Source organism: Pseudoclavibacter sp. CFCC 11306, from assembly GCF_008831235.1.
GTDB lineage: Bacteria > Actinomycetota > Actinomycetes > Actinomycetales > Microbacteriaceae > Pseudoclavibacter_A.
Window position 1 is genome coordinate 552,948 of record NZ_WBKF01000001.1, and the last position, 20,457, is coordinate 573,404.

The window sequence follows — 20,457 nt, forward strand, 5'->3', positions numbered from 1 at the left end:
GCTACCGGCCTCCGCCACCGCCACCGCCACCGCCGCCGCCGGCGAATCCGCCGCCGCCCGCGCCTCCGGAGAAGCTGCCTCCTGAGGTGGGCGGCTGCACCGAGGTGGTCGCAGCGGTGTTGAACGCGGCGAGTCTGGAAGCGAGGACTCCCGCAGCGAACGGCGTCATCGAGTCATACCACCCCGGTTGGCTGCCGGTGCGCTCGTAGTCGACCTGCAGCTGCTTCGCCCAAGTGCCTTCGATGCCCCAGAGCACCGCCCACGGCAGCAGCCTTTCGTTCAGACGCACACTGGTGGAGCCGTCGGACAGATCGATGCGTTCGGCGCCCTGCACACTCTGCAGCACGGCGAAGCGATCTCGCTCGGCAAGCTCCATGTACATCTTCAGGCCTTTGACCTCGTCTCTGGCCTCAGCACCCGCTTCGGTCAGCGTCTTCGGGCGAGGCAGGGCCACGAACAGCAGCATCAGCGACCCCACCGTGGCCAACCCGGCTGCGATGAGCCACCAGGTGATGCGTTCGGCCTGCACCAGCGCCCACAGCCCGTACGCGGCGGAGATCGCCATCATGCCCCACCCTGACACTCGCAGGGCAACCGGCAGCGTGGAAGTCGGCACGGCTCGGAACCCGCCGGCGATGAGCCGCTGCTGAACATCGACGATCACCGCCTGCGCACGTTCGGCACGGTGCTGGTCGGGCTTCGTCTCAATGGCCACGCGCTCACCCGGCTGCAGCTGACGAGGCCCGGCCAGCACGGCGAGCACCTCTGCGTCATGAGCCTGCATGCGACCGGGGTCGACCATCTCGATCGCGAAGCTCGGTCTTTTGGCGCCGAACATGCCGACATGTTCGATGTCGACCATGCGAACGACGCCGCGAACCGCCATGTCGATGACTGCGGCCGGCATCCAGCTGTTCATCCGGTTGACCAGGTCGGCCCCGGCGACGATCGGAAGCCCTGCGGGCGGTGCGTACTCCGGAACGATCACTCCACGCCCCGGGGCGTCCCGCCATCGACGGCTTCGCACGACGACCAGGGCGACGGCGAGCCCGAGAGCGACTGCGCTCAGCCCCAGCGGCAGCCATGTCGTCCACCATGCCCGTGAGGGAGGTTCGGGGATCACGAAGGTCTGCGGGGCGAAGCCGACCGCGATGGTCATCGTCTGCGCGGGGGCGAGCCCGCCGTCAGTCTGCGCGGTGAACCGGGCGGCAGCGTCACCCGCGTCTTCGAGACGCACGATCTGACAGCGCACGGTCGATCCGTGTGCACCTTGATAGCAGGAGGCCTGGCCGTTCAGGGCGGAGACGAGCGAGGGATCGACCGTGAGCGTCGCGGAGACGACCCCGAAGGGCTGCTGCCAGCTCTCGCCGTTGACATCCCAGTAGAACTCGTCGGTGTCGGTGTCGGCGAAATGACGCACGGTGTTCTGCATGGCGTAGCTCAGCACGTAGGTCTGCCTGCCGTGCACGAACTCGTCTGAGCCGAGAGACACTTCGAGCTGGCCTCCGACGCGCTTTGTGTCGTACACCACTGCGCGGCCGGCGTCATCGGTCACCGCCGTGACCGTCGGGTCGAGCGACACCCCGTCATAGTCGAGGGGGATCTTGCGCACGAGACCGCGGTTCTGATCGAAGCTCGGGAAGTCGGCGACGAGAGTCTCGGTGACATCGATTCGTGCTCTGCCGTCGGCGTCGCGGCTCAGGTGGTAGTCGACAGACATCGATTCGAAGCTGAAGTCGTCGACGGATGCCGCTGCCGGTCTGACGGACGTCGCCAGCAGAGCCAACGCGAGCAGCGTGGCCGCCAGCAGCAGAGCTGAGAGTCGTGCCAGGGACGATCTCGGCAGACGCAGCGATCTCGACGTGCTCACCAATCTGTGCGTGTGCGACATACCTGGTGTCGGTGCGGAGTTTTGGGTCGTTCGCATCGGCCTCATGCCGCCCATGGTACTTCGTCGCGCCGACATCGCCCGATCACCCGCACGACGAATCGCACATTACGTCGCGCTGAGGCAGGCCTCAGTGCAGAAAGATCAGCAGCACGCCGACCGCAAGATACAGCACCCCGAACACCGCATTCATCACACGCTGGCCATGCGCGTTTCGCGCGAATCGCCCGACCGCGCGGGCGGCAGGAGCGAAGAAGCCCCACATCACGCAGATGTCGACGACGATCATGGTGACGATCACCGCCGCATACTGCAGCACGACCGGTTTCGACGCATCGATGAACTGCGGCATGAAGGCCAGAAAGAAGATGATCGCCTTGGGGTTGCTGAGGTTCACCCATGTTCCGCGCATCACCATCGCGCCGGGTCGCAGGTATCGGCTGACGCCGGCAGCATCCCCCGAATCGGCGGCCTGGTTCTCGGCAGCCGTGCCGGCGTCGGTGCCCTCGTCTTCGGCGACCCGACCGACGGCGCGCGCGAGCAGCAGCTGCCGAACCCCGAGGTAGCCGAGGTAGGCGGCGCCGGCGTAGCGGATCGCCGTGGTGACTCCCGGCGCGTGTGCGAGCAGCGCACCCAGCCCGCAGGCCACGATCACCAGCAGAATGAGCAGACCGATCTGCTGGCCGAGCACGCCCCAGATCGACCGGCGCCACCCGACGTTCAGCGCATTCGTCATCGTCGAGATGGCTCCGGCGCCCGGGGTGAGGCTCACCATGATCGATGCGGCCAACAGTGCTCCCCAGACCGCCGGGCTCACAGCCAGTCCAGACGTTTGAACCAGGCGTAGAGCCCAACCGAGGTCAGCGCGATCAGCGTCACGGCGATCACCGCACCGACATCGGTCTGAAAATAGGGAAAGTTCACGTTCATGCCGAAGAAGCCGGTGATCAGCGTCGGCACGGCGATGATGGCCGCCCACGATGTGAGCTTCTTCATCACCAGGTTCATCCGGTTGCTCTGGCTCGAGAGGTTCGTGTCGATGATGGTGCTGGCCAGGTCTCGCAGCGAGTCAGTCCAGTCGCTCACGCGCAGCACGTGATCATAGACATCGAGAAAGTAGGGTCGCAGCGCATCCGGCAGCGGCGGCTCAGCACGATTGATCACGCTGCTGAGAATCTCTCTGGTCGGCAGCGCCAGCCGACGCAGGGTGACCAGACGCTTGTGCAGATGATAGGCGTTGAGCTGGATGCCGCGGGAGTCCGGCGTGTCGCCGAAGAGCTCGTCTTCGAGAGCGTCGATGCTCTCGTCAAGCTGCTGCACGGTGTCGAAATGGGTGTCGACGATCTGATCGACGATCGCCCAGAGCACGGTGATGCCGCCGATCGCCAGCAGCGTCGGGTGCGCCTCCCAGGCCAGTCGCGCACCGCCGAGATCGAAGCCGTCGCCGTGTCGCACGGTCACCACGACGTTTCTGGTCAGAAAGATGTCGATCTGATGCCGTTCGAGCTCGGACTCGACGTCGTTCGGCGCAGCCATCGCATACAGCGTCAGAAACAGATGCGTCTCGTAGCGAACGAGCTTCGCACGCTCATGGCTCTCTTCGACGTCTTCGATGGCGAGCGGATGCAGATGCAGCGTCTGCGCGATCTGCACGAGCGCCTCATGATCGGCCGTCGGCAGATCGACCCATGTGGTGCGCTCGGCGTCGTGCTGCAGCTGCTCGATCTCGGTCAGAGAGGTGGTCTCCCGTTCGAGTCGGCCACCGCGGTAGACGCGGATCTCAGGTGTGCAGACGGTCGAACTCGCACCGGTCTTCTCAGGGTCGGTCTCAGAGCGCATGAACCGAGTCTACGCAGTCGATCGCTTCAGCTGAGACGTCGGCGCAGCATCCTCTCGACCTCTTCGAGCGCCAGCCCGCGCGTCTCGGGCAGCGCACGCCAGACGAACCATGCGCTCAGCACGTTGACCGCGGCGAAGACGAAGTAGACGTCGCCGCCCAGGTGCGCGAAGGCCAGCGGAAAGAGCAGCGCGACGACGCCGTTCGACAGCCACTGCACGCAGACTGCCACACCGGCGGCCAGCCCCCGCACCTGCAGCGGGAACAGCTCGGCTGTCATCAGCCAGAACACCACTGACACCATCGACTGCACGAAGCAGAGCAGCACCAGCATGAGGGCGAGCACGAGCCAGGGCTGGGCTGGCCCCAACGGCAGGGCGAAGGCGAGGCCCAGCAGCAGATGCGACGAGGCGACGCCGATCAGCCCGGTGATCATGATCGGGCGTCGGCCGAGACGACGCAGCACGCGGATGCCGACGAGCGTCGCGAGCACCGAGACCACTCCCGTGGCGATGGTCGCGGTGAGCGCCGCCTGCGTGCCGAGCCCGCTGGTCGCGAGGATGCTCGGTGCGAAGTACATCACGGAGTTCACGCCGGTCAGCTGAGAGACCATGCCCAGACCGGCACCGATCAGCACGAGACGGCGCACCCAACGGGCCTGCATCGGGTGCCGATCCGTTCTCCGCGTCGCGCCTGCAGACTCATTGGCCCGGGTGTGAAGCGCCGTGATCGTCTGCAGTTCGCGCTCGCTCTCGCCGGTGCTGCGAATCGATTCGAGCACACGGCGCGCAGCCTCGGGGTGACCGTGCGTAGCCAGCCAGCGCGGCGATTCCGGGACGAGCCAGAGCCCGGCGAACAGCAGCAGGGCCGGGGTCGCACTGACCAGCAGCATGTGTCGCCACGCTTCACCGTCAGACGACGCCTGCGCGATCGCGGCGTTCGCCACGGCCGCGAGCAGCTGCCCGGTGACGATCATCAGCTGGTTTCGGGTGACCAGCCCCGCGCGCCGCCGCGCCGGGGCGATCTCGCCGATGAAGATGGGCACGATCGTCGAGCTGGCTCCCACGGCGAGGCCCAGCACCACCCGACACACCACCAGCGCCTCGACGCTCGGCGCAAGCCCGGTGCCCAGTGCGCCGACGGCGAAGACGAGCGAGACGAAGAGCAGGGTTCGGCGGCGTCCGAGGCGATCTGCGAGCCGCCCGCCGACAAGGGCGCCGAGACTCGCGGCGAAGACGAGCGCCGACGTGACGACGCCTTCGGCCAGGGCATCGAGCCCCAAGCCGCCGGCGTCTCGCGGCCGACTGAGAAACGGCAGCGCGCCCGCGAGCACGCCCGTGTCATAGCCGAAGGCAACGGCTCCCATCGTCGCGATCAGCACGATGGTCGTCACACGCCGGTCGGGCGATCCGCTCCCGCCGCGCGATGATCGAGATGCCGGGTCCGCCGGCCTGCGGTGTTCCTCACTCGTGCTCCCCCGTGAACTGCTCATCGCCGATCTCGGCCGCCTGCCAGCAACGTCTCAGCGGCGCCGTCGAGGATGTCATGCTCACTGTAGACGGCGTGGTCGCAGTGCGAGCGGGCGGCGATGCGCGCGCTCACCCGTGACCAGATCACCGCGGCTGCGGAGACCAGGTCAGTGCGTGTGCGGTCGACGCCCATCTCGGCAAGCGCATGCGGGTCGGCGGCGATCAGACGGGTGCAGGCGGCCTGCAGCGCGTCGAGACTCCAGCTTCCGCCCGACAGTTCGCCGAAGCGCTCGGCACGCACGCCGGCGGTCACCGCTGCGATCACGCCGATCGAGTCAGAGACGCCGATGACCCGCTCGACGCCGGCCAACGACACATGGGTCTCGGCTTCGTCGAGAGCGCAGTCGACGTCGGCGACCATCGCCGCGTGCTGTGCCGCCGACATCGGCCGGTGCGCATCGAGGTGTCGCTCGGTGAGGCGCACGCCGCCCACGTTCATCGACCACGCCGCGATCGGTCGGCCGTTGCGTCCGACGACGAGCTCGGTCGAGCCACCGCCGAGGTCGACGACCAGCGTCATGGGCTGTGCCGGCATTCCGGTGAGTGCGCCGGCGTACGAGAGGTCGGCCTCTTCGACACCGCTGATGATCTCGGGCCGCACGCCGAGAGTCGATTCGACGACGTCGCGCAGCGGTGTCGCGTCATGCACGTCGCGGCTCGCCGACGTCGCCACGAAGCGCAGCCGGTCGTCTGCGACGCCGAGCCGCTTCAGATCGCGGCGGTAGTCTGCCAAGGCGACGCCAAGGCGGTCGAGCGCCGCCGGCGCGAAGGCATGCGTGCGGTCGACGCCCTCGCCGAGACGGATCGTGCGTGTGCGGCGCACGAGCTCCCGCGTCGGTGCGGGCCCCTCGATCACGAGCAGGCGCACGGTGTTCGTGCCGCAGTCGATGGCGGCGACGCGTTCGCGAGCGGTCATACCGGCTGCACCGTCGAGCGCGTCATCCGACGCTGCTGACAGTAGATCTGCACGAGCCGTCGGGCGCTCTTCGCCCAGCTGCGCTGCAGAGCGAGTGCGCGGCCTGCATGCCCCATGCGCTCGCGCAGCTCGGCGTCGTCGAGCAGCCTGGTCAGCGCGCGCGCCCAGGTCTCGGGCGAGCGATCGCGCATGAGCAGACCGGTCTCGCCGTCGTGCACCGCCTCGGGCAGGCCTCCGGTGGCCATCGCGATCACCGGCACCCCGCTTGCGGCTGCCTCGAGTGCGACCAGACCATAGGTCTCAGAGTGCGACGGAACCAGGAACACCGAGGCACCGCGCATCAGATCGGCCAGCTCGGCGTGCGACATCGCGCCGTCGAAGTGCACCCGGTCGCCGATGCCCGCGTCGGCGGCCTGTCGGCGCAGAGCCGTCAGACAGCCGCCGTCCTGGCTGCTCGGCCCGCCCGCGATGCGCAGATCAGGGCGCAGCGAGACGTCAGTCGACGCAATCGTGGCGACGGCGAGGTCGAGCCCTTTGAGCGGCTCGATGCGGGCTGCAGCGGCGACGTATCTCGGAACGGCAGCCTCTCCCGGGTGGAAGCACCGAGCATCCACACCGGGAGACACCACGTGCACCCGCGATGCCTCGCCGCCCAGCCGCTCGACCACGGTGCGCTGCTCGGCATGACTGACCGTGATCACCGCATCGGCCTCGCGTGCGAGAGTGCGCTCTGCCGAGAGACGCCCGGGCGCCTCGGGAGGCTCGCCGTTGTCGAGTGCGGTGTCGGCGTCTGCCGCGATGCTGTGAAAGCTCTGCAGCAGCGCCGCGCCGCATTCCCGAGCGACGGGCAGGGCGGCCAGACCGGAGTACCAGTGATGCGCGTGGATCACGTCATAGTCGCCGAGTGCCCGCAGCTGCCCGGCGAAGGCGTCGATGTACGCTTCGTGCTCGGCTTTGGGCAGCGGATGCTCGGGCCCGGCCGTGATCGTGCGCAGCATGAGTCTGGGGGCCAGCTCGATCGCGTCGGGCTGCTCGGGAGCGCTGCGGCGTGTGATCACATCGACCTGGTGACCGAGTGCGGCCAGTTCGGCCGCAAGGTGCTGGATCACGATGTTCATGCCGCCGACGTCGCCCGTGCCGGGGTCGCCATAGGGATTCGTGTGCAGCGAGATCATGGCGATGCGCAGCGGGCTGGCGGAGGGCATGCCGTTCAGTTTAAGGCATGGCGCTCGTGATGCCGCGAACGGAAGCGACGCAGGGGAATACCTGCGACACCCGGACGTTAGGTTGAGCGTACGGCACTCAACTTTGAGGGTGGCGACGTCTGAACGACTGTCAGATCGGTATCGCCCTCGCAGACACCGACGAGGAGGTACTGTGCCAGAGAACAACCCCCAGAACGGGAGCGAACGCGAACCGAGCGGGCAGGGATCATTCGACGAGTTTCTCGCACGCTACCTGAACGCCCAGCAGGCACGGCAGCAGGCTGCCGAAGGCCAGCGCACCATCGACATCAGCAGGTTTCTGTCCCAGCGCACACAGCAGGCTCTGGCCGAGGCCGGATCGTACGCGGTCAGAAGAGGTCAGACCGAGGTCGACACCCTGCACATGCTGCGCGTGCTCGCCGAGAACGCCCCAGTGCACGACGTGCTCACCCGCATGGGTGTGAGCGTTCAGCAGCTCGCTCACGAGGTCGAGGCTCGGCTGCCCGTCGCTCGTGACGGCGCGACAGTTACCGAGGCCCCCGATGTCACGCCCTCGCTGCAGCGCGCCCTCTTCCATGCCTTCCAGGTCGCCCGTGCCTCGGGTTCGACCTATGTCGATCTGGAGCATCTCTTCTTCGCACTGGTGCTCGCGCAGGATGCGCCCTCCGCACAGATCCTGGCAGGGTTCGGCGTGACCGCGCAGTCGCTGATCGATTCGATGCGGCAGTCTGCCCGGCAGCCCGATGACGTGGCACCCGTCGACGACGCTGCGGCTGCGAACGCCGGCTCCTCGGAGGCGGACGCAGGCGGCGATGCGGAGCAGGCTGACGCATCCGCCACATCGCAGACCACGATGCTCGACCGCTTCGGCACCGATCTGACGGCACAGGCACGCGACGGCCGACTCGATCCGGTGATCGGTCGAGCCGACGAGATCGAGCAGACCGTCGAGATCCTCTCGCGCCGCACCAAGAACAACCCCGTGCTCGTCGGCGAGGCCGGCGTCGGCAAGACCGCCGTCGTCGAGGGCCTCGCGCAGGCGATCGTCGACGACGAGGTTCCGCATGCGATCGCCGGGCGTCGCCTGGTCTCGCTCGACCTGGCGTCGATGGTGGCCGGCACGCGCTTTCGCGGCGACTTCGAAGAGCGCCTGACCAAGCTGCTCGACGAGATCACCGCGCATCGCGATGAGCTCATCGTCTTCATCGACGAGCTGCACACGGTCGTCGGCGCCGGCGGCAGCGGCATGGGCGACGGCCTCGACGCGGCCAACATGCTCAAGCCGAGGCTGGCTCGAGGCGAGCTGCATATGATCGGCGCGACCACGCTCGACGAATATCGCAGGATCGAGAAGGATCCCGCCTTGGAGCGCCGGTTCCAGCCGGTCGCCGTCGACGAGCCATCGGAGGACGTCGCCGTGCGCATTCTGCACGGCGTCGCGCCCGCCTTCGCAGAGCATCACGACGTGCGGTACACGGATGCCGCGCTCGACGCCGCCGTGCGTCTGTCGGCCCGATACCTGCCCGATCGTCGTCTGCCCGACAAAGCGATCGACCTGATCGACCAGGCCGGGGCCAGGCTGCGACTGCGGCTCGGCGATCGCATCGACACGCAGGCGCTGATGCGCCAGCTCATGGAGTTGGAGGCCGAGAAGAACGCCGCGGCGTCGACCGAGCAGTATGAGCGGGCCGGCCAGATTCGCGACCGCATCGAACAGGTGCAGGCGGCTCTTGACGCGGCGAGCGCGCACAATGCCCGCATCGAGCATCAGCATGCCGCGACGACGAGTTCGGCGCCGGCACCGACCGAGGCGGTGGTCGACGAGCGACAGATCGCCGAGGTGGTCGCGCGCCGCACAGGTGTTCCCGTCGATCGCATCAGCGAGGGCGAGCGCACACGGCTCGCGCACCTCGAGAGCGAACTGCACGAGCGCGTGATCGGTCAGCATGACGCGGTCGCCGCGGTGGCTCGGGCCGTGCGTCGTGGCCGCACCGGTCTGGGCGACCCGAACCGGCCCGTGGGCAGCTTTCTGTTCCTCGGCCCGACCGGGGTCGGCAAGACCGAGCTGGCCAAGACGCTCGCGGCCAGTCTGTTCGGCGACGAGCACGCGCTGCTGCGCTTCGATATGTCGGAGTTCGGCGAGAAGCACACCGCAGCGCGGCTGGTGGGCGCTCCCCCGGGCTACGTCGGCTATGACGAGGCCGGCGAGCTCACCGAGGCCGTGCGGCGCAGGCCGTACTCGGTGCTGCTGCTCGACGAGATCGAGAAAGCGCACCCCGACGTGTTCAACCTGTTGCTGCAGGTGCTCGACGACGGGCGGCTGACCGACGGCCAGGGGCGCACCGTCGACTTTCGCAACACCGTGGTCATCATGACCTCGAACATCGGCTCCGAGTTTCTGGCCTCACGGTCGGGAGCGCTCGGCTTCGTCGCGAACGCCGGCGACGACGCGACGGGCTTCGGTTCGGAGCGGGCGCTGCGCGATCGGGTGATGGGCCGTCTGCGTGAGGCGATGCGACCGGAGTTCCTCAACCGCATCGACGAGATCGTGCTGTTCCGTCGTCTCTCCCGTGAGCAGGTGGGGCTGATCGCACGCACCATGATCGCGGCGACGGCCGAGCGGCTGGCCGAGCAGGGCATCCGCCTGCAGGTCAGCGACCAGGCGGTCGACTGGCTTGCCGAACGCGGCTTCGAGCCCGAGTACGGTGCTCGTCCGCTGCGCCGCACGGTACAGCGCGAGGTCGACGATCGCATCGCCGACCTGCTGGTCTCGGGGGCGAGCGGCACGGTGGTGACGGTCGATCTGGCGTCTGCAGAGACGACGGCGGATGCTGACGCGGCAGGCGCTTCGGCCGACGCCCGTCTGCAGGTGCGCTTCGAAGACGCTGACGACCACACGGGTCGTGCGGGTTCGACATCGGTCGAGACCAACGCGGCCGGCGTGCATGAGGAGGTGGCAGGAGACGAGGCCGCGGCCTAAGGTCGTTGGCATGAGCACTTCCCCCGAGAACACGCAGACCTCGCACACCCTGAACGACGGCACCACCCTGCCGGCGATCGGTTTCGGCACCTACCGCCTGAACGGGCGTGCGGGTGCCGAAACGGTCGCCCGGGCGATCGACAACGGCTACCGGCTGATCGACACCGCTTTCAACTATGAGAACGAGGGCGCGGTCGGCGCCGGGGTGCGCCTCAGCAGCGTGCCGCGTGACGAGATCGTCGTCACTTCGAAGCTGCCTGGCCGCCACCATGCGTTTGACCAGGCCGTTCCCACGATCGAAGAGTCGGTCTATCGCACCGGTCTCGATCATCTCGATCTGCTGCTGATCCACTGGCCGAACCCACTGACCGACCGCTACGTCGAGGCATGGCAGGCGCTGATCGAGGCGCGCGAGCGCGGGCTGACCCGTCGCATCGGCGTGAGCAACTTTCTGCCCGAGCACCTCGAACGTCTCGAGCGCGAGACCGGTGTGCTGCCGAGCGTGAACCAGATCGAGCTGCACCCGAGATTTCCGCAGCACGAGGCGGTGCGCTGGAACACAGAGCACGGCATCGTCACCGAGGCGTGGAGTCCGCTCGGCCGAGCCAGCGAGATTCTGCAGAACGAGACGCTTGAGCAGATCGCTCACGCGCACGGGCGCACCGTGGCTCAGGTCGTCCTGCGGTGGCACCTGCAGAACGGCGTGGTCCCGATTCCGAAGGCGACGCACTCCGATCGGCAGATCAGCAACCTCGATGTGTTCGACTTCGACCTGAGCGACGAGGATCTCGCCGCGATCGACGGGCTGGCTCGCGAAGACGGTCGACTCAACGGCCAGGATCCCGCCACATACGAGGAGTTCTGAACTCTCACGATTTGAGAGGAATCGAGCCCGCCTGACGGATGCGGGCACTGAAGCTGTTGCGGCCGGCGGAAAAGCGGAAGAATGGCCCTATGTTCCGGCTCTCACGCTCTGACCGCACCGCGGCGTCACCAGCCGTCGGTCTCAGCGTCTTCAGCGACCCGGATCGATTCGCTCCGCTGCACACGGTGGCGACAGAGCTCATCGAGCATTTGACGTCGGTCTACGACGTGCGTCGTGAAGACGGATTCGCGGTCACCGCCGAACTGCTGAACGCACCGACCGCAGCCGAGACCGTGCAAGCGGTGCGGCTGACACCGAATGACGACGCCTGCGCACCGATGGTGATCGTCCTCACGGACTTCCCAGGTGTTCGGATATACGCCGGCGCGCTTTTCGACGAGTTCTATCCCTCGTGCGGGTGCGACGCCTGCGCCGAGACGTGGGAGGGCTGCGCAGACGAACTCAGGTGGCAGACGCTCGCAATCGCAGAGGGCGGCCTCGCCGAGAACGTAAGCGAACCGCGTCGCGCCAGATGGAGCTTCAGCCTGAGTCGCGGCATCGAGAAAGGTATGGGCCAGACCGTCTCCTGGCAGCTTCGCGCTGCTGACGGGTCAGCCGAGAGCGGTCAGCAGTCTCGTGCAGAAGACGTTCCTGGCGATCTGCTGGCACGAACCCGCGCCCGACTTGACGTGCTCGGTGCGGTCAGCCCGAACGGCCGGTGGATGCCATGGCCGAAGCGTGATCGGCGCGCGCAGGCGTGCGACCATCAGTCGTCGTTGCCGATGTCGGAGGGCACCTCTACGCTGTGATCATTCGAACATATGTTCGAACCAGTGAGCACAGCAGGAGGCCATGATGCCACGCAAGATCGATGAGGCGATCACCGTCGAGCTCTCGCACGAGGGCGAGCCGCGCAGTTTCGTCTGGCGCCGTTTCGAGTACGAGATCGTCGGGGTGCCGCAGAGCTTCTTTCACCGAAGGCGCTGGTGGTGCGCATCTCAGTCCTCCCCCGCTGCGAGCGCGGTGAGCGCTCATCCGACGACGAGCGCAGCGGCAACAGCCTGCGCACCCCGTCAGCGCGTCGATCAGGAGCTCTGGCGCGTCGATGCCTCGTGCACGGGCGACGACTTTCACACCTACGACCTGCTGCGCCTGCCTGACGACGGCTGGCGACTCCAGCTCGTCTGGGAGTGACCGGCATGCCTCCGTTCACACACCTGCACGTGCATTCGGGCTTCTCCACGCACTACGGCTGCACCACCCCGAGACGCCTCGCCGAGCTGGCGTCGAGCGCCGACGCCGAACGTCTCGCCCTCACCGACAGAGACGGGGTCTATGGTGCGGTGGCCCATGTGCAGGCCTGCCGAGATGCGGCGCTCGCGCCGATCCTGGGCGCAGATCTCGCCGTGCATGGCAGTCTGGCTGAACCGCTTGGCCGTGTCGTGCTGCTCGCCCATGGCGCAGTCGGCCGCAGCGACTCCACGCAGTGGGCACAGGCCGGGCATGGCCAAGGCTATGCCGCGCTGTGCCGCATGGTGACCGCTGCACACGATCCCGGCCCGAGAGCGCGCCGTTCTTCGGCCCCTTCGCTCAGCCGTGACGCGCTCAGCGAGCTGCTGCGCGAACGGCCGCACCTGAGCGTGCTGCTCGGCCCGTCCAGCGACGTCGGCCGGCTGGTCGAGGCGCGCCGGCTGCCCGAGGCTCGTGCGGCGCTGCGCGCCTGGTGCCGACTGGTGCCGCGCGAGCTGCTGGCCGTCGAGGTGGTGTGCTGGCTGGCCGAGCCGGGACAGCCCGGCAGCGTCACACCGGCCACACGGATGCTCTCGCTGGCCGAGGCGCATGGGCTCACGGCCGTACTCACCAATCAGGTTCGATACGGCGAGCCAGATGAGGCAGCCACCGCAGACATCTCAGACTCTGCGCGTACGCTGCTGCCGCTCGACGACCTCGACCGCGACCGTCGCCTCACCGCCACCGGACAGGCCTGGCTGAAGCCGGCCTCCGCCATGCGGCGCATTGCCCGCATGGTCGTCGACGTGAGCGACCACACGACCACCGCGACAGATCTGCTCGCCGCCACCGAGCGTCTCGCCGAACGGTGCGCGCTCGACCCCGAAGTCGATCTCGGCTGGGGGCATCCGCGCATGCCCGAGGCCGATGTAATCGGAATCGAAGGAGACCCAATGCGCGCGCTGACCATGCGCGCTCGAGCTGCTGTCCCCGATCGGTACGCCCAGGCAGACCCCGCCCGTCTGCATGCGGTGCACGATCGTCTCGATCATGAGCTCGCCGACATCAAGACGTTGGGGTTCGCCCCGTACTTTCTGACCGTCGCCAAAGTCGTCGACCTGATTCGCGAGATGGGGGTGCGGGTGCAGGCCCGTGGGTCTGGGGTCGGCTCGATGCTGAATTATCTGCTGCGCATCTCAGGCGTCGAACCGCTCGACAACGGGCTGCTCTGGGAACGTTTTCTCTCGCCCGAGCGCCGCACGCTGCCCGACATCGATCTCGACGTCGAGTCTGCCCGGCGCCATGACGTCTACCGGCGCATCTTCACCGAGTTCGGCGACCAGCGGGTGACGCTGATGTCGATGACGAACACCTATCGCTCCCGTGGCGCGGTGCGCGATGCCGGGCTCGCTCTGGGCATCGAGGCCGAGCGCATCGACGCGATCGCCAAAGAACTGTGGAGGTTCAGCGCCGGCAGCTTTCGGCGGGCGCTGGCAGAGAAGCCCGAACTCGCCGACTTCGCCGAGCAGGTGCGCACCAGCCCGCAGCTTGATCTGCTCGTCGACGCCACCGAGCGTCTCGACGCCCTGCCGAGACACATCTCCATGCATCCCTGCGGGGTCATTGTCTCCGACCTCTCGCTGCTCGACCGCACCCCGGTGCAACCCTCGGGCATCGGGCTGCCCATGTCGCAGTTCGACAAGCACAGTGTCGACCCGATGGGGCTCATCAAGCTCGACGTGCTCGGCGTGCGAATGCAGTCAGCGATGGCCTATGCGGTGAGCGAGGTGAATCGGCTGCACGAGACGCCGCTCGATCTCGACGCCCTGCCGCTCGACGACCCGGCGACCTTCGAGACGATTCGCTCGACGCACACCTTGGGCATCTTCCAGATCGAGTCACCAGGGCAGATGGAGCTGGTCGGCAAGCTGCAGCCCGAGCAGTTCAACGACCTCACTGTCGACATCAGCCTGTTCCGGCCCGGCCCGATGAAGAACAACATGCCGCTGCAGTATCTGCAGGCTCGTCACGGCGAAGTGTCTCCGGCGGTCATTCACCCGCGCATCGATCCGATTCTGCGAGAGACGATGGGAGTCGTGGTCTTCCACGAGCAGGTGATGCGTCTGCTCGACGAGCTCACCGGCTGCGGTCTGGCGAAGGCCGATGTGCTCCGCCGCGCAATGGCCGACGATCAGCAGCTCGACCAGATCGAGCAGATGGTCTTTCGCAATGCGTCGCTGCGAGGCATCCCGTCGTCGGTGACCGATCGTTGCTGGCGGATGCTGCGGGGGTTCGCCAGCTTCGGCTTCGCGAAGGCGCATGGTGCGGCCTTCGCCCTGCCCACCTATCAGTCCGCCTGGCTGAAGACCCATCATCCGGCCGAGTTCCTCGCCGGTCTGCTGACCCACGACCCGGGCATGTGGCCCAAAGACCTGCTGCTCTCCGAGGCACGTCGCCTGGGCGTCCCGCTGCTGCCGCTCGACGTGCAGCGTTCCGGGCTCGACTACCGGGTCGAGCGGCTGCCCGATCGCCAGGCCCCGAGTCTGGGCATCCGGGTGTCGGTGGCCGAGCTGGTCGGCAGCACTCGAGCCGAGCAGGAGCGACTGGTCGCGCATCAGCCTTTTGCGAATCTGCAGGACTTTCGCGATCGCGTGCGCCCTCGTCGCAGCACGTTCGAGGCACTGGCCAGAGTCGGCGCGCTCGACGCGTTCATCGGGCGTGATCCCAGACGACGTCATGAGCTGCTCGCTCTGATCAGGTCGATCACCGCCACACCCATACGCATTCCGCCTCGGCAGCTGGCCTTCGACCTTGATCTGCCGACCATTCATCATGCAGCGGCGCCCGTGACCGACCTGCACGCGCGCACCCCGACCGATCTTGAGATCGAGCATCTCGGCATCGGCGTCGAGCACCACGTGGTCTCGCGCTTCCACCCGCTGTTCCGGCGTTTGGGCGTGACCCCGGCGCGTGATCTCGTCGGCCTGCCCGGTGGCAGCGAGGTGCTGGTAGCCGGGGTGCGCCGTGCGACGAACACTCCTCCGATGCGCGGAGGCCGCCGAGTGGTGTTCGTCTCACTCGACGACGGCACCGGGGTGAGCAACATCGTCTTCTTCGCTGAGGCCCAAGAGCGCATCCGCAGCGGAGTCTTTCGCACCCAATTGATGCTCGTACGAGGAGTCACCCGCCGCAGCGGAGCAAGAGGCATCAGCGTCACGGGGTCGATGGCGTGGAATCTCGTCGACGTGCAGGCGCAGCAGCAGACCGACGACCAGGGCTCAAGAACCCGGCAGCAGCGCGATCCACAGTCTCTGCTGAGAACGGCAGGCTAACGTGTATCTCATGACCGCTGACTACGAGCTCGTACCTCGCATCGCCACCCAGGATCTGACGCTGCTGGGCGACGACGACGTCGCTCACTGGCGTCATCTCAGAAAGCAGTTCACCGGCTTTCTGCTGCAGTACAAGTTCGCCATCGACGAGGTTCTCACCAAAGTGAACATTCTCCGTGACGAATTCGCCCACCTGCACAGCGAGAACCCGATCGAGCACGTGAAGTCCCGACTCAAATCGCCAGAGAGCCTGCTCGACAAAATCGAGCGCAAAGGCATCGCTCCCGACTTCGACTCCATTCGCGCCGAGATCACCGACATCGCCGGCGTGCGCATCACGTGCAGCTTCGTCTCTGACATCGAACAGATCTACCGCGCTCTGCTGCGCCAAGACGACCTCACCGTGATCCAGGTCAAAGACTATGTGCATCAGCCCAAGCCCAACGGCTACCGAAGCCTGCATATGATCGTCTCGGTGCCGGTGTTCCTCTCGTCAGGCACGGTGCCGGTGACCGTCGAGATTCAGATCCGCACCATCGCAATGGACTTCTGGGCATCGCTCGAGCACAAGATCTACTACAAATACCGCCATGACGTTCCCGAACAGATCGAGCGTCAGCTGCACGAGTCAGCCCAGCAGGCCACGGCCCTCGACGAGCTCATGGCCGACCTGCACCAGCAGGTGCACGATCTCGACGATGCAGAGACGATCGACGACGACCTCGATCTGTTCCACTCGCATCCACGAGACAGCCACACGGCGACCAACACCGAGGCCCCCGGCCTGCCGCTGCGCAGCCATCTCATCAGCCGTCTCGCAGACCTGCGCCAGAGGTACGGCCGCGACGCCACGTGAGCCTCACCCCGAGACTCGCCTGCCTGACCCTGCTCGACGTCGTGGCGCCGCTCAAGCCCTGCCGCCACACGCTCAGGCGCGGTCAGTTGAGTTCGGGTGTGTCTTCTGGGATCACGCCGTCGTCATAGAGGCTGTTGCCCAGATCACGCAGTGCGCGCAGGGCATGCCGCTGCGTCATCGGCCCGTACGAGATGCGTGCCACACCCAGCTGTTCGTATTCCCGTGCACTCAGCGCACCTGGCAGCCCGATGACGCTGAGGCGTCTTTCTCCGATGCCGTCCACCAGCCGCTCGGTCGTCTCACGGTCGAGCACACCGGGCACGAAGACCAACGCCGCTCCGGCGTCGAGGTAGGCCCGGCCGCGTGAGATCGCATCGTCGATCACGACGTCGATCGGTCGATCACCGCCGAGCACGAACGCGTCGGTTCGTGCGTTCAGCTGAAAGTCGACTCCCGCGCTCTCCCCCGCGGCGACCACACGACGCACCATCTCTGCTGATTCGTCCACAGGTCGAAGCCGATCTTCGATATTGGCCCCCACCACGCCGATGTCAATGGCACGACGAACCGTCTCTGCGGCATCGCCATGCCCGTCGTCGAGATCTGCGCTGACGGGCAGGTCGGTCGCGGCCACGATACGGGCCGTCGCAGCGAGCAGCAGGTCGAGCGGAATCTCACCGTCAGAGAAACCATGACTGGCCGCGATGGAGTGCCCCGCTGTGGCCAGGGCCTGAGTGCCGGGCAGATCTGAGACCACTTTGGCCGTGATGGCATCCCACACGTTGACGACCCGCAGAATGCTCGGGTCACGATGCAGCGCCCTGAGCGTCTCGGCTCGGCGTGCGGTCTCGTCTCTCGTCGTCTCGCTCATGGTCTGCACCTCTCGTCCAGGCGGCCGATCCGGTTGAGTCAGCCGGTTGTGAGCCGACGTCTCGCCGTCGACCCATGTGCCACGAGGCTAGCCCCACCGATGCGCATCCTGACAGGGTGTCCTCTCTGCGCGAACACCGTATACAGCGAGCAGTCAGTCGTCCGACCTGCCCGTGGTCACTGACCGCCGGCGGCCAGCCGCATCATGTCCGAGTCGAAGTCGAGCCCGGCAGACGCGTCACTCGCCGCACCTGCATCGGGGTCTCTTCTCTTTTCGGCCGTCGCCTGCTCGGCGACCGATCCGAACTCGTGCTGATAGTGCTGCCAGGCGCCGCCGGTGATCGCACGCGCGACGTCGCTGGCCAGCAGTGCGACCAGTTCGTTGGCCGCACGGTCGAGTCTGCCGCCGAGGCTCGCCGAGCCCCAATCCTCTGATGTGCTGAACACCGAGGTCGGAATCGTCAGCGCGCGGAAGAACGCCATCGTCGATCGCAGCTGCTCGTCGACCACCAGTGCGTGCCGTGCGGTGCCGGCCGTGGCCAGCAGCGCGGTCGGCTTCGCCAGCAGCAGATCCTGATCGAGAATGTCGAGAAAGCTCTTGAGCAGCCCGCTCATGCCCGCTTTGTAGATCGGCGTCGCGACCACGATCGCGTCTGCTGCGGCCAGGTGATCGATCGCCTGTGCGATCTCGGCGCTCTGCAGGCCGCTGATCATCGTCTGCACGATCTGCTGCGCCAGCGGGCGCAGCTCCACCTGACGCACCTCGACGGCCGCCTGCGCTGCCTCGGCACGCTGCAGCACACGCCGCACGAACTGATCGACCAGCAGGTGCGTCGACGACGGCTGCGACACCCCTGCGCTGATCACCACGATCTGTCGTGTCTGCTCGGCGGCCGCGTCCACGCACCGACCAGTCGTTCTCATCTGCCCTGCATCGCTCTGCTCGCTCGTCTCGTCCACTGCAGTCACCTCACTCGCCTCGACTCATCTCTCGTCGTCTTCGTCGACCGATCGAATCAGCCGCCGCGTCAGATCGCGCAGCTGCTCCAGCTCCACGTCGCTCAGCGCCGCACTCAGACGTTCGGCCACCAGCCGCCCATGTCTCCGGCCGACCGCCCGCTGCACACGGCGTCCCTCCTCGGTCAGCGTGACGCAGACCCGCCGGCTGTCGTCCGGCATCCGCTGCCGACTCACCAGACCACGACCGACCAGACGGTCGACGAGACGTGAGAGGGTCGGCTGTGTGAGCATCACGCTGGCGTTCAGCCTGCCCATGCTGAGCCCGTGCGGCTGCTTCGCGAGTGTGTAGAGCACGTCGTATTCGTTGAGCGACGCCTGCTGCCAGATGTCGTCGGCCTCGAAGACGCGCAACAGCCGGCCCTGTGCGCGGAACAGCGCCTCCCACGCCTCGTTCGCGATGCGCGCCGACCCGTGCGCCGTGCTTCGGCCGTCATCTCGGCTGTCGGTGGATGCCCCGGCGTCGGCCATCGCATCGGCGCCGGTCGCGAGCGGCTCAGCGGCGCGCATCTTCGGTGTCCTGGTAAGGCGAGCCGCCGGTGACGTTATCGCCGCGGTTGGCATTCGGGCGAGGCTGGCGCGGTTCGGCGTCGCCGTACTTCGCCCGCACCAGCGAGGCGTGCGTCGGGGCATCAGGTACGTCGGGCGCCCGACGTGCGGCCAGCTCGCGCCGCAGCACCGGCACGACCTCGCTGCCCAACAGCTCGATCTGGTCGAGCACCGTCGTCAGAGGCAGGCCGGCGTGATCCATCAGGAACATCTGCCGCTGGTAGTCGCCGAACGACTCCCGGAAGGTGAGCGTCTTGTCGATGACCTCCTGCGGGCTGCCCACGCTGAGCGGCGTCTGGCGGGTGAAGTCCTCCATCGTCGGCCCGTTGCCGTAGACCGGCGCATTGTCGAAGTACGGGCGGAATTCGCGCACGGCATCCTGCGAGCGCTTCGCGATGTAGGCCTGCCCGCCGAGGCCGACGATCGCCTGGGCCGCCGTGCCGTGCCCGTAGTGCTCGAAGCGCTGCCGGTACATGCGGATCAGCCGCATGTAGTGCTCTTTGGGCCAGAAGATGTTATTGGCGAAAAAGCCGTCACCGTAGTAGGCCGCCTGCTCGGCGATCTCAGGTGTGCGGATCGAGCCGTGCCAGACGAAGGGCGGCACGTCGTCGAGCGGCCGCGGTGTCGAGGTGAATCCCTGCAGCGGCGTGCGGTACCTGCCCTGCCAGTCGACGACGTCCTCTCGCCACAGCCGATGCAGCAGGTTGTAGTTCTCGAGGGCCATCGGCAGCGACTCGCGAATGTCTTTGCCGAACCAGGGGTAGACCGGCGCGGTGTTGCCGCGTCCGAGCATCAGATCCATGCGTCCGTCTGAGAGGTGCTGCAGCATGGCGTACTCTTCGGCCAGCCGCACCGGATCGTTCGTGGTGATCAGCGTGGTCGACGTGCTCAGCACGATGCGCTCGGTCTGTGCGGCGATGCTGGCGAGCAGCGTGGTCGGCGCCGACGAGAAGAACGGCGGGTTGTGGTGCTCGCCGATGGCGAAGACGTCCATGCCGACCTCTTCAGTCTTCTTCGCAATGGCGACCGCCGCTTTGATGCGCTGCGCCTCGCTGGGTGTCTCGCCGCTGACCGGGTCGCGGGTGATGTCGCTGACCGAGAAGATTCCGAACTGCATGACTGCCGCCTCTCATCGTGTGGCCGAGGGATGCCGTGGTGCTGCAGCGATCTCGGTGATCGGTGCGGCATATCTGGGCGGCATGTCTCGGGTTATCGGCTTGGTGCCATTCTACTTGTATCTGCAACTTATGCAAGTGGATAGATATGACTGGGGCGGAGCACAGTCGATCCTCAGACGACACATCAGATGTTTCACTTTGAGACACCGAGCTGCTCTGGTCGCGCATGTCCTGCCGCCCGAATGAACCGAAACCACCTCAATTG

General features: G+C 67.0%; 16 protein-coding genes. 6 read left to right on the forward strand and 10 right to left on the reverse strand.

Annotated elements, in window-relative coordinates:
• Nucleotide 1: 1 nt before the first annotated feature.
• The 6 genes from F8O09_RS10385 to F8O09_RS02475 all read right to left on the reverse strand — a co-directional run bounded on the left by F8O09_RS10385 (nucleotide 2) and on the right by F8O09_RS02475 (nucleotide 7,375).
• On the reverse strand, nucleotides 2–1,870 hold the full coding sequence (locus F8O09_RS10385) for a DUF2207 domain-containing protein (protein WP_192497524.1): 1,869 nt from the start codon (nucleotides 1,868–1,870) through the stop codon (nucleotides 2–4).
• Between the two features lie 148 nt (nucleotides 1,871–2,018).
• Entirely contained in the window at nucleotides 2,019–2,678 is a 660-nt protein-coding gene (locus tag F8O09_RS02455; protein WP_318655741.1) for a LysE family transporter, read from the reverse strand.
• A 23-nt stretch (nucleotides 2,679–2,701) separates the two neighbouring features.
• Entirely contained in the window at nucleotides 2,702–3,727 is a 1,026-nt protein-coding gene (locus tag F8O09_RS02460; protein WP_158053814.1) for a magnesium transporter CorA family protein, read from the reverse strand.
• A 26-nt stretch (nucleotides 3,728–3,753) separates the two neighbouring features.
• Complete coding sequence (locus tag F8O09_RS02465) at nucleotides 3,754–5,118, reverse strand: sugar porter family MFS transporter (protein ID WP_263971098.1); 1,365 nt, start codon at nucleotides 5,116–5,118, stop codon at nucleotides 3,754–3,756.
• 95 nt (nucleotides 5,119–5,213) lie between these two features.
• Nucleotides 5,214–6,170, reverse strand: a complete 957-nt coding sequence (locus F8O09_RS02470) for an exopolyphosphatase (protein WP_158053816.1) — start codon at nucleotides 6,168–6,170, stop codon at nucleotides 5,214–5,216.
• Nucleotides 6,167–7,375: a glycosyltransferase gene (locus F8O09_RS02475; RefSeq protein ID WP_158053817.1), complete on the reverse strand. Its 1,209-nt coding sequence runs from the start codon at nucleotides 7,373–7,375 to the stop codon at nucleotides 6,167–6,169. The genes F8O09_RS02470 and F8O09_RS02475 overlap by 4 nt, the downstream gene beginning before the upstream one ends.
• A gap of 172 nt (nucleotides 7,376–7,547) precedes the next feature.
• Here F8O09_RS02475 and F8O09_RS02480 point away from each other — a divergent pair, with 172 nt between their 5' ends.
• The 6 genes from F8O09_RS02480 to F8O09_RS02505 all read left to right on the forward strand — a co-directional run bounded on the left by F8O09_RS02480 (nucleotide 7,548) and on the right by F8O09_RS02505 (nucleotide 16,638).
• Nucleotides 7,548–10,355, forward strand: a complete 2,808-nt coding sequence (locus tag F8O09_RS02480; protein ID WP_225732817.1) for an ATP-dependent Clp protease ATP-binding subunit — start codon at nucleotides 7,548–7,550, stop codon at nucleotides 10,353–10,355.
• 10 nt (nucleotides 10,356–10,365) lie between these two features.
• Nucleotides 10,366–11,220 (forward strand): aldo/keto reductase, encoded by an 855-nt coding sequence (locus tag F8O09_RS02485; RefSeq protein ID WP_158053819.1) that lies wholly within the window; start codon nucleotides 10,366–10,368, stop codon nucleotides 11,218–11,220.
• Nucleotides 11,221–11,309: 89 nt separating this feature from the next.
• The gene (locus F8O09_RS02490; RefSeq protein WP_158053820.1) at nucleotides 11,310–12,029 is read left to right on the forward strand and encodes a DUF6226 family protein; all 720 of its coding nucleotides are present in this window, start codon (nucleotides 11,310–11,312) and stop codon (nucleotides 12,027–12,029) included.
• A 43-nt stretch (nucleotides 12,030–12,072) separates the two neighbouring features.
• The gene (locus tag F8O09_RS02495) at nucleotides 12,073–12,414 is read left to right on the forward strand and encodes a DUF6504 family protein (protein WP_158053821.1); all 342 of its coding nucleotides are present in this window, start codon (nucleotides 12,073–12,075) and stop codon (nucleotides 12,412–12,414) included.
• Nucleotides 12,415–12,419: 5 nt separating this feature from the next.
• Nucleotides 12,420–15,782 carry a DNA polymerase III subunit alpha gene (gene dnaE / locus F8O09_RS02500; RefSeq protein WP_158053822.1) on the forward strand — a complete coding sequence of 1,121 codons (3,363 nt, stop codon included), beginning with the start codon at nucleotides 12,420–12,422 and terminating at the stop codon, nucleotides 15,780–15,782.
• Between the two features lie 10 nt (nucleotides 15,783–15,792).
• On the forward strand, nucleotides 15,793–16,638 hold the full coding sequence (locus F8O09_RS02505) for a GTP pyrophosphokinase family protein (protein WP_158042590.1): 846 nt from the start codon (nucleotides 15,793–15,795) through the stop codon (nucleotides 16,636–16,638).
• A gap of 82 nt (nucleotides 16,639–16,720) precedes the next feature.
• Here the strand turns inward: F8O09_RS02505 and F8O09_RS02510 are convergent, their stop codons facing one another.
• From F8O09_RS02510 to F8O09_RS02525, 4 genes are all read right to left on the reverse strand, one after another.
• Entirely contained in the window at nucleotides 16,721–17,509 is a 789-nt protein-coding gene (locus F8O09_RS02510; RefSeq protein WP_158053823.1) for an isocitrate lyase/PEP mutase family protein, read from the reverse strand.
• Nucleotides 17,510–17,685: 176 nt separating this feature from the next.
• Nucleotides 17,686–18,477 carry a CE1759 family FMN reductase gene (locus tag F8O09_RS02515; protein ID WP_225732818.1) on the reverse strand — a complete coding sequence of 264 codons (792 nt, stop codon included), beginning with the start codon at nucleotides 18,475–18,477 and terminating at the stop codon, nucleotides 17,686–17,688.
• Nucleotides 18,478–18,492: 15 nt separating this feature from the next.
• Nucleotides 18,493–19,035 (reverse strand): MarR family winged helix-turn-helix transcriptional regulator, encoded by a 543-nt coding sequence (locus tag F8O09_RS02520; protein ID WP_225732819.1) that lies wholly within the window; start codon nucleotides 19,033–19,035, stop codon nucleotides 18,493–18,495.
• Nucleotides 19,022–20,191: an LLM class flavin-dependent oxidoreductase gene (locus F8O09_RS02525; protein WP_158053825.1), complete on the reverse strand. Its 1,170-nt coding sequence runs from the start codon at nucleotides 20,189–20,191 to the stop codon at nucleotides 19,022–19,024. Before F8O09_RS02525 ends, F8O09_RS02520 begins: the two co-directional genes overlap by 14 nt.
• Nucleotides 20,192–20,457: the final 266 nt, after the last annotated feature.